Source organism: Intrasporangium sp., assembly GCF_032907665.1.
Classification (GTDB): Bacteria; Actinomycetota; Actinomycetes; order Actinomycetales; family Dermatophilaceae; genus Intrasporangium.
Genome location: NZ_JAJJPG010000121.1, coordinates 1 through 10,044, shown reverse-complemented (window position 1 = coordinate 10,044; position 10,044 = coordinate 1). Strand labels below are relative to the sequence as shown.

Genomic DNA, 10,044 nt, shown 5'->3' with positions numbered 1-10,044 from the left:
AGGATCGGGCCGGGGTCCGATAGGTGGTGGTGGTCGCGCGGGGAGGCCGACCAGGATCGGGCCGGGGTCCGATAGGTGGTGGTGGTCGCGCGGGGAGGCCGACCAGGATCGGGCCGGGGTCCGATAGGTGGTGGGCGGGGAGGCCGGTGAGGGTGTGCGAGCCTTGGCGCATGACCCAGCCCCCCGCACCCTCCTCAGGCTTCGCGCAGTTCAAGGTCCGTCAGCGGCTGACCATGATGGTCAACCGCTACGACATCCTCCAGGTCGATGAAGCCGGGACCGAGCAGGGACTCATCTGCTTCGCCGAGCAGAAGCGGATGGCGTTCAAGGAGCAGGTCACCTTCTTCACCGACGCCGCCAAGACGCACCCGCTCTTCGGGTTCACGGCCCGCAAGGTCATCGACCTCGGGTCCGGCTACGACGTCGTCGACGCCGAGGGCCAGCCCATCGGATGGTTCCGGAAGGACTTCGCCGCCTCCCTCGGCAACTCCACCTGGCACCTCGGCACGGTCGACGGCTTCGAGTGCGTCGGGCAGGAACGCAACGCCAAGGTGGCGGTGCTGCGGCGCGTGTGGGACATCGTCCCCGTCCTCGGTGACGTGCCGGTGCCCTGGCTCTTCCACTTCGACTTCCGGGCGCCGGACGGCTCGATCGTGATGAGCTCGACGAAGAAGGTCGGCGTCAAGGACGTCTACACCGTCGACCTGCCCGCCCAGGAGAACGGCTGGCGCCTCGACTGGCGGGTCGCCGCGGCCATGGCGGTGGCTCTCGACGCCCTCCAGTCCCGGTGATCACCCACGGGACCGACAGGGCGATCGCAATCAATCCTGCCGTCTTCGTTCCACAACGCGTCATTGTCTCGTAAGGTCACGCGGAGAGCATGATCTCGGGAACCCAGGTGCCGTCCGGCACCACCGAACCAGGAGTGAGTCACCTATGACGCATCGCATCAGCCGCGTCGTCGCTGTCGGGGCAGCGGCGCTGCTGGGGGCCACGGCACTGGCCGTGAGTCCTGCCCAGGCGAAGAACGACAAGCCCAAGCCCAACCCGAGCGCCAACATGTCGGTCCAGCTCCTGTCGTTCAACGACTACCACGGCCGGATCAAGGCCGACGGGGACGCCGGCAGCATCGAGGGCGTCGACGCCGGCGGCGCCGAGTACCTGGCCGCCAAGCTCGACGAGCTGCGGGCCGGTCACAAGAACACGCTGACCGTTGCCGCAGGTGACCTGATCGGCGGTTCGACCTTCATCTCGGGCCTGTTCCACGACGAGCCGTCCGTCGAGACGCTCAACGCCATGGGCCTGTCCGTGTCGAGCGTCGGCAACCACGAGTTCGACGAGGGCACCACCGAGCTGCTGCGCATCCAGAACGGCGGCTGTCACCCGACCGATGGCTGCTACTTCCCGGACCAGCCGTATGCAGGTGCTGACTTCCAGTACCTCGCGGCCAACGTCGTCCGCAAGGACAACGGCGAGACGCTGCTGCCGGCCACGTCGATCAAGAAGGTCAACGGCGTCGACCTCGGCTTCATCGGCATGACGCTCGAGGCGACCGACACGCTCGTCAGCCCCAAGGGTGTCGCCTCGGTCGACTTCCTCGACGAGGTGGAGACGGCCAACAAGCAGGCCGCGGCCCTGAAGAAGAAGGGCGTCGAGGCAATCGTCGTGCTCCTCCACGAGGGTGGCTACCAGGAGGGCACCGTCAACGAGTGCGAGGGGATCTCGGACCCGATCGCCCAGATCGCCGCCCAGCTCGACCCGGAGATCGACGCCGTCATCACCGGCCACACGCACGAGGCCTACATCTGCCAGCTCCCCGACCCCGACGGCGTCGACCGTCTCGTCACGAGCGCCGCGTCCTACGGCCGGGTCGTCACCGAGACCGAGCTCGTCATCAACCGCCGCACCAAGGACGTCGTCCGCGGCGCGTCGACCGCGGCCAACCACATCGTGGAGCGCGCGGCGCTCACGCCTGACGCGCACCAGACCGCGATCATCGAGAAGTGGGACGCCATCGCTGCTCCGCTCGCGGCCGAGGTCGTCGGCACGGTCAAGGAGGACATCGTCGGTCACTCCAACACGAGCCGGGCCTTCGAGACTCCCATGGCGGACCTCGTTGCTGACTCGATCCTGTGGGGCACCAACGACCCCGACGAGGGTGGCGCGCAGCTCTCCCTCATGAACGTCGGTGGCGTTCGCGCGTCGTTCATCTACGACGCGATCGCTGCGGGCGAGCAGCCGGGCGAGATCACCTACAGCGAGGCCTACGCAGTGGCGCCGTTCGGCAACCTGCTCGTGACGATGGACCTCACGGGGGCGCAGATCAAGACGATCCTCAACCAGCAGTACCAGCCCGTCCCCGACCGTGGCTCGCGCCCGATGCTCGCGCTGGGTGTCTCTGAGGGCTTCACCTACGAGTGGGACGCGACGAACATGCGGGTCGTCGACGGCACGATGTTCCTCAACGGTGTCCAGATGGACATGAACGCCACCTACCGTGTGTCGACGTTGAACTTCCTCGCTGACGGTGGAGACCTGTTCACCGGCTTCCTCGAGGGGACGAACATCACCGGTGGACCGGAGGACCTGGCCAACCTGGTCGCGTTCCTCAAGGCGAACCCGGGCCTCACGGCTCCGGACAGCCGCATCGCTGGTCTGTGACACGGCGCTGACCGCCTCACGCTCGAGGGCCACTCCCGCTGGGGGTGGCCCTCGGCGCGTCCCCGGACGATGGCAGCCGTATGCCGCTGGGCTCGCCGCCGCTCCGGCGTGGCCTCCCGCGCGGCGTGGGCCGCAGCAGTGACCGGTAACCTGTGAGCCGGCAGCCCGCCCTTGCCACCCCCCGCACCATCGGAGACCTGCGCATGGCCCCGTCGCACGACCTCGTGCTGACCACCGTCCCGGGCGGCAACGCCCTCTCACCCTTCCGCGCGGCCGCGTTGCTCGTGCGCCTGCAGGGGGTCGTCGGATCGGTGACGGGGCTCTCGGCGCGATACGTCCACCAGGTCGCCAGCCACGACCCCCTCGACGACGCGACGCTCGAGACGGTGACGCGGCTGCTCAGCTACGGTCCGCCGGCCGGGCCGGAGCCCGACGGCGTCCACCGGTCCACGGTCGTCGTCTCACCCCGTCTGGGCACGCTCTCGCCGTGGGCGTCGAAGGCGACTGACATCGCGCACAACTGCGGGGTCGACGTGCGGCGCGTGGAGCGGATCACCGAGTACGTCCTCGCCTCGTCCGCCCCGCTCGGCGAGGAGGAGTGGGTGGCCGCAGCCGACCTCCTGCACGACCGGATGACCGAGTCGGCACTGCCGTCCGTGGAGGCGGCACGCGCGCTGCTCGACGAGCGGGAGCCGGAGCCGATGGAGCACGTCGACGTCCTCGGACGGGGTCGGGTGGCGATCGAGCAGGCCGACGCCGCCTATGGTCTCGCGCTGTCCGACGACGAGATCGACTACCTCGTCGAGGCGTTCACAGGTCTGGGCCGCAACCCGACGGACGTCGAGCTGACGATGTTCGCCCAGGCCAACTCGGAGCACTGCCGGCACAAGATCTTCAACGCCGACTTCATCATCGACGGCGAGCCCCAGACGCGCTCGCTCTTCGCGATGATCCGGCACACGGAGCAGGTGGCCGGCGAGGGCACCGTCGTCGCCTACCGGGACAACGCCTCGGTCATGGCGGGCGGCCCCGTCACCCGCTGGTTGCCGGAGGGCGGCGACGGCCCCAGCCGCTACGGCCCGCGCCCTGACGAGGTCCATGTCCTCATGAAGGTCGAGACGCACAACCACCCCACGGCGATCAGCCCGTTCCCGGGCGCGGCGACCGGCGCGGGCGGGGAGATCCGAGACGAGGGGGCCACCGGCCGGGGCAGCCAGCCGAAGGCCGGCCTGACCGGCTTCGCGGTGTCGAACCTCCACCTGCCCGGCACGGACGAGCCGTGGGAGCGCGACGTCTACGGGGCGCCGGGCCACATTGCGAGTCCGCTCGACATCATGGTCGAGGGGCCGATCGGTGCCGCGGCGTTCAACAACGAGTTCGGGCGCCCCGCGCTCGGCGGGTTCTTCCGCGTCTACGAGCAGACCGTCGACGGGGTGCGGCGCGGCTTCCACAAGCCGATCATGAGCGCCGGCGGCCTCGGCTCGATCAGCGCGAGCCAGACCGAGAAGGTGATGTTCCCCGCGGGCACGCTCCTCGTCCAGCTCGGCGGCCCGGGCATGCGCATCGGCATGGGCGGTGGAGCGGCGTCCTCGATGGCTGCCGGGGCCAACGCGGCCGAGCTCGACTTCGACTCGGTCCAGCGCGGCAACCCGGAGATGGAGCGGCGCGCGCAGGAGGTCATCAACCACTGCTGGAGCCTCGGGGAGGACAACCCGATCCTCGCGATCCACGACGTCGGCGCGGGCGGCCTGTCCAACGCCTTCCCCGAGCTCGTCGACGGAGCCGCCCTCGGGGCCCGCTTCGACCTGTCCGCCGTGCCGGTCGAGGAGTCGGGCCTGGCGCCCAAGGAGATCTGGTGCAACGAGAGCCAGGAGCGGTACGTCGTGGCGATCGCCCCGGAGTCGCTGCCCCGCTTCGCCGCGCTCGCGGAGCGGGAGCGGTGCCCGTATGCCGTCGTCGGCGTGGCCCGTGACGACGCCCAGCTCGTGCTCGCGCCGTCGGCCGAGGACGAGCCCGGCGACGACCGGCCCATCGACATGCCCATGGAGGTGCTGCTCGGCAAGCCGCCGCGGATGACCCGGGACGTCGCCCGCGTGACGTGGCGCGGGGACGAGCTCGACGTCGATGCGCTGGACCTGCGCTCAGCGGCATACGACGTCCTTCGCCATCCCACGGTCGCGTCCAAGCGCTTCCTCGTCACCATCGGCGACCGCACGGTCGGCGGCCTCAGCCACCGCGACCAGATGGTCGGGCCGTGGCAGGTCCCGGTGGCGGACGTCGCCGTGACGCTGTCCGACCACGTCGGCTTCGCCGGCCAGGCGATGGCCAGCGGTGAGCGCATGCCGCTCGCGGCGGTCGATGCACCGGCCTCGGGGCGGATGGCCGTCGGCGAGGCGCTGACCAACCTGCTCGCCGCGCCCCTCGACGGCCTGCGTGGCGTCAAGCTCTCGTGCAACTGGATGGCCGCCTGCGGCGAGCCGGGCGAGGACGCCGCGCTCTACGACACCGTCCACGCCGTCGCCATGGAGCTGTGCCCCGCGCTCGGGGTGTCGGTGCCGGTCGGCAAGGACTCCTTGTCGATGCGCACGCGCTGGACGGACGAGGCGACCGGGGAGGACAAGCAGGTCACCTCGCCGGTGTCGCTCGTCGTCTCGGCCTTCGCGTCGCTGCCCGACGTGCGGGGCACGTGGACCCCGCAGCTGGGGGCAGGCGACGCGGGGAGGGTGCTCCTGCTCGTCGACCTCGGCGCCGGCAGGGACCGCCTCGGCGGTTCCATCCTCGCCCAGGTCTCCGGCGCCTTCGGCAGCGAGGTCCCCGACCTCGACGACCCCGCCCGCCTCGTCGCGCTCGCCCCTGCCCTGGCCGACCTGCGCTCCCGCGGGATCGAGGTGGCCTACCACGACCGGTCCGACGGGGGCCTCTGGGCGACCGTGTGCGAGATGGCCTTCGCGAGCGCGACAGGGGTCGATGTCGAGGTCCCTTCGGTCGCAGGCCTCTTCGCCGAGGAGCTCGGGGTCGTCCTCGGCGTGCCCACCGCTGCCGCGGGGACGGTCGAGGAGGTCCTCGCCGACCACGGCCTCGGCGGTCTCGTGTCCACCGTCGGCCGCACGAACCCGGATCGGCGCGTCCGGGTCACGGTGGACGGGGAGCCGGCGCTCGACGAGCCGGTGCGCGACCTCGCGCAGGCGTGGGACGAGGTGTCGTGGCGGATCGCGGCGCTGCGCGACAACCCGGCGTGCGCCGACGAGGAGCACGCGGCCTTCGGCGCCGACGACGACCCCGGCCTCGTCGTCGCCCCGACGTTCGACCCGACGGAGGACGTCGCCGCGCCCTACCTCAACCTCGGCGCGCGGCCCAGGGTCGCCATCCTGCGCGAGCAGGGCGTCAACAGCCACGTCGAGACGGCCTTCGCCTTCGACCGCGCCGGCTTCGAGACCTATGACGTCCACATGAGCGACCTGCAGACCGGTCGGTTCGACCTCGCCGACGTCGTGGGGCTCGTCGCCGTCGGCGGCTTCTCCTACGGCGACACGCTCGGCGCCGGCGAGGGCTGGGCCCGCTCGGTGCTCTTCAACGAGCGGCTCACCGACGACGTCCGCTCGTTCTTCCACCGCGACGACACCTTCGGGCTCGGTATCTGCAACGGCTGCCAGATGTTCGCCGCCCTCGCCGACCTCATCCCCGGCGCCGACGCCTGGCCACACTTCACGCGCAACCGCTCGGAGCAGTACGAAGCCCGCCTCACCCTCGTCGAGGTGCTCGACTCGCCGTCGATCTTCACGAGCGGGATGGCCGGCAGTCGCATCCCGATCGCCGTCGCCCACGGCGAGGGCTTCGCGGACTTCTCGACCCGCGGTGCCGTCGGAGACGTCCACCGGGTGGCCCGCTTCGTCGACCACCACGGAGCGCCGGCGGAGACCTACCCGCACAACCCCAACGGTTCCCCCGACGGGCTCACCGCAGTGACGACGCCGGACGGTCGGTTCACCGCGATGATGCCGCACCCCGAGCGCGTCGCCCGCAACGTCCAGCTGTCCTGGACGTCGGGCCGGGTCGAGGACGAGAGCCCGTGGCTGCGGATGTTCCGCAACGCCCGGGTCTGGGTGGGCTGAGTCCCTGGCCGACGACGTCGTATGCCGCTGAGCCACCTCCCAGCCCGACGGCGCCGGCGTCTTGCCGTCGGGTCGTGCTGACTCGACAATCAGGCCATGTTCATCGCCGGAGTTGACGAGGGCGCCGCCGAGGGCGACGTCGCCGCGTACTACGAGTCCCAGCGCGCGTCGTGGGGGTTCCTGCCGAACTACGCCGCTGCGTTCTCGCACCGTCCCGAAGTGGCCCAGGCGTGGCAGGCCCTGAACCTCGCGATCCGGGGCGGCATGGACCGCAGGCGCTACGAGATCGCGACCATCGCCGCCGCGCGGGCCCGGCACTCCACCTACTGCACCGTGGCGCACTCGCTGTTCCTCCGCGACGTGTGCGACGACGAGGAGGCGATGCGGTCGATCACCGTGCGGCCCGACGGGTCCGGGCTCGAGGAGGAGGACCGGGCGGTGTACGAGTTCGCCACGGCGGTCGCCACCGACGCCTCGCAGGTCGCCGCGTCCGACGTCGAGCGGCTGCGTGCGGTGGGGCTGTCCGACGCCGAGATCGCCGACGTCACCTTCGCCGCGGCGGCTCGGTGCTTCTTCGCCGCGGTCCTTGATGGCCTGGGCGCGCAGCTCGACCCCGAGACGGCGGCGGCGTTCCCGGCCGACCTGCTCGACGCGATGGTCGTGGGCCGGCCCGTGGCGGACGGGCTGACCGAGCCGGACGAGGTCGACCGGTGAGCCACCCGAGTCCTGCCTGAACCACGCGCCGCCGAGGACGAGGGGCGAGCGGCGGGCGAGCGGTCAGGAGCGGTCAGGAGGGGTCAGGAGCGCCGGGTCCTCCCGGTATGGAGATGGTCTCGCGCAGCCGGAGCAGGGTGCGCCGCAGGTCGGCGAACTCCGCATCGGTCAGGCCGGTGGCCGACTCGACAGCGGCCCGGATGGGTCGCACCCGGTCCTCCAGCACGCGTCCGGCAGGCGTTGCCCGCACCCGCACGACGCGCTCGTCCGTGGCGCTGCGCTCGCGGCGCACGAGCCCGGCGCGCTCCAGCCGTTTGAGCAGGGGTGACAGTGTCCCGGAGTCGAGGTCGAGGGCCGCCCCGAGCTCTGCCACGGTCCGGCCCTCGCGCTCCCAGACGGCGAGCATCGCGAGGTACTGCGGATAGGTGAGGCCGACATCGGCGAGGCGCTCACGGTAGGCGCCGGTGACCGCCTTCGATGTCGCGTAGAGGGCGAAGCACAGCTGGTCCTCGAGCCGCGCCGGCTCCCTCGTCACGTCTGGGGCCACGAGGCACCACCCTCTCCGTCGCCCGCTGACAGGTTCTGTTGTGTACGATCAAATCGTACACAATGCTTTACCCGTCACGATGACCTGGAGAGGCACCATGTCCGAGCCCTATCTCCCGACCCTGCTCACCGCGACTCCTGAGGAGGGCTTCCAGCTGGCGATCAAGCTCTCCCGCCTGGGCGTGAAGTTCACCCAGCCGAGCGCAGAGACGCGCGAGCGCCTGCGCGCCGACTACGCGGACAACGCCGACAGCCTGACGGCGGCCTCGCAGGTCGTCGCGATCAACTTCCAGACGGTGGCCCAGGCGAACGGCTTCTGGCGGGACTGAGCGCCGACGGGCCGTGCCACGTCGTCGGCAGACGCCGGGGGTGGAAGAGCGGATGACCCGAACGGTCGAGCAGTCCATGAAACGTCCAGCGAAGGTGCACCTCCGGTCCGAGTCCCGCTGAGCCAGGCAGGGGACCGTGGTCCTCATGTCAGCGATCATGTCGATGCGGGACCGAACCGACCGGTCCCTCCTGCGCAGCGGTCGGACCGAGCGGAGGGAGCTCGGGGCCGGCGCCCTTGCCATGCTCCCTCTGGTCATCGGGTACGTACCCTTCGCCCTCGTCGTCGGTGTGGCCGTCGCCCGCAGCACCGACGTGCTCGCGGCCTGGACCGGCACGCTGACGGTCTACGGCGGGAGCGCGCAGCTCGCTCTGCTGGAGCTGCTCGCGAGCGGCGCGGCCGCGTGGACCGCGGCGGGGGCGGCGGTGCTCATCAACGCTCGGCTGCTCGTCTACAGCCTGGCGCTCGTCCCGACCTTCGCGTCGGCCGCCCTGCCCGTGCGGCTCGTGGCCGCAGCCTTCGTCATCGAGCCGACGTGGGTGGTCGCCCTGCAGCGCGCCGAGTCCCCGGGGACCGACGCGGAGCGGCGGTGGCACTTCGCCGGCGCGACGCTGACCCTCACGCTCGGGTGGCTCCTGGTGGTCACGGCCGGCCTGGCCCTGGGACAGCTGAGCCTGCCGGTGCTCTCCATCGTGGGGCCGATCTGTCTCCTGGCCATCGTCCTGCCGCACCTGCGACTCCCGGGCGGCCTCGCTGCCGTCCTCGCGGCGGCCGCCGCGACCGTGGGCGGTGTGCGGATGTCGTTGCCGTCCGGAGCGATTCCGCTGCTGGCGATGGGTGTCGCGGCAGCCGCAGGACTCCTCGCCTCCCGACAGGAGGTCCACCGATGACCGTCTGGTTCGCCGTCCTCGCCGCAGGAATCGTCAGCTATGTCCTGCGGGTCCTGCCGCTGGTGCTGGGCAGTCGCGTGCACCCGTCCGAGCAGGCCCAGGCAGGGTTGCGGCACGCCGGCATGGGGGCGATCACCGCGCTGCTCGTCCTCGGGATCGTTGGCATCCTGCAGCCGGCGGCGGGCCTCCCGGTGCTGCCGGTGGTCGTGGCCCTCGGGGTGGCCGCGGTCTGCGCCGGACTGGGTCGATCCATGCTGGTGACCGTCGTCGCGGGCGTCGGCGCCTACGGAGCCGCACTCCTCGTCACCGGTCCGATCCTCCTCGGGCAGTGAGGCCCGGGCCTCGTCTCGGATGGCCACCTGAGGCGTGGGCGGCCAGTAGGGCGGGAGGGCTGGGAGCGAGCGGCTGTGTGGAGCGAGCTGAGCGGCATACGGCCTCGTCGTCGGAATGGGGGTTGACGCGCCGGGTTAGCGTGAAGGGGTGACCCAACCTCCTGCGATCGGCACCCTCGGGGCACTACGGGCCTCCGGACACGAGCAGAAGCACCTCAAGGCCGAGCTGCGCGACAACCTCCTCGCGGCGCTGCGCGACGGCCGCGACCCGTGGCCGGGCCTGCACGGCTTCGCCGACACCGTGGTCCCACAGCTCGAGCGGGCCATCATCGCCGGCCACGACGTCGTGCTCCTCGGTGAGCGTGGCCAGGGCAAGACCCGGCTGCTCCGCACCCTCGTCGGCCTCCTCGACGAGTGGACGCCGGTCATCGCCGGAGCCGAGCTGGGCGAGCACCCCTACG

General features: G+C 71.4%; 8 protein-coding genes and 1 pseudogene. 8 read left to right on the top strand and 1 reads right to left on the bottom strand.

Annotation, left to right across the window (positions count from 1 at the left end; genetic code table 11):
• The first annotated feature begins 170 nt into the window (after positions 1-170).
• From LOY02_RS15260 to LOY02_RS15245, 4 genes are all read left to right on the top strand, one after another.
• Positions 171-791, top strand: coding sequence for a hypothetical protein (locus tag LOY02_RS15260; RefSeq protein ID WP_317183217.1), 621 nt, complete (start codon positions 171-173; stop codon positions 789-791).
• A 145-nt stretch (positions 792-936) separates the two neighbouring features.
• Entirely contained in the window at positions 937-2,661 is a 1,725-nt protein-coding gene (locus LOY02_RS15255; protein WP_317183216.1) for a bifunctional metallophosphatase/5'-nucleotidase, read from the top strand.
• A gap of 203 nt (positions 2,662-2,864) precedes the next feature.
• Positions 2,865-6,773 carry a phosphoribosylformylglycinamidine synthase gene (gene purL, locus LOY02_RS15250; RefSeq protein ID WP_317183215.1) on the top strand — a complete coding sequence of 1,303 codons (3,909 nt, stop codon included), beginning with the start codon at positions 2,865-2,867 and terminating at the stop codon, positions 6,771-6,773.
• Between the two features lie 96 nt (positions 6,774-6,869).
• Positions 6,870-7,487 carry a carboxymuconolactone decarboxylase family protein gene (locus tag LOY02_RS15245; RefSeq protein ID WP_317183214.1) on the top strand — a complete coding sequence of 206 codons (618 nt, stop codon included), beginning with the start codon at positions 6,870-6,872 and terminating at the stop codon, positions 7,485-7,487.
• Positions 7,488-7,560: 73 nt separating this feature from the next.
• Here LOY02_RS15245 and LOY02_RS15240 read toward each other — a convergent pair whose 3' ends face one another.
• The gene (locus LOY02_RS15240; protein ID WP_317183213.1) at positions 7,561-8,034 is read right to left on the bottom strand and encodes a MarR family transcriptional regulator; all 474 of its coding nucleotides are present in this window, start codon (positions 8,032-8,034) and stop codon (positions 7,561-7,563) included.
• Between the two features lie 97 nt (positions 8,035-8,131).
• Here LOY02_RS15240 and LOY02_RS15235 point away from each other — a divergent pair, with 97 nt between their 5' ends.
• From LOY02_RS15235 to LOY02_RS15220, 4 genes and pseudogenes are all read left to right on the top strand, one after another.
• Complete coding sequence (locus LOY02_RS15235) at positions 8,132-8,362, top strand: hexameric tyrosine-coordinated heme protein (protein WP_317183212.1); 231 nt, start codon at positions 8,132-8,134, stop codon at positions 8,360-8,362.
• A 145-nt stretch (positions 8,363-8,507) separates the two neighbouring features.
• Complete coding sequence (locus LOY02_RS15230) at positions 8,508-9,251, top strand: AzlC family ABC transporter permease (RefSeq protein WP_317183211.1); 744 nt, start codon at positions 8,508-8,510, stop codon at positions 9,249-9,251.
• A complete protein-coding gene (locus LOY02_RS15225; protein WP_317183210.1) occupies positions 9,248-9,583 on the top strand; it encodes an AzlD domain-containing protein in 336 nt (111 codons plus the stop codon). The genes LOY02_RS15230 and LOY02_RS15225 overlap by 4 nt, the downstream gene beginning before the upstream one ends.
• Before the next feature lie 148 nt (positions 9,584-9,731).
• Positions 9,732-10,044, top strand: a pseudogene (locus LOY02_RS15220) (magnesium chelatase); the annotation flags it as partial.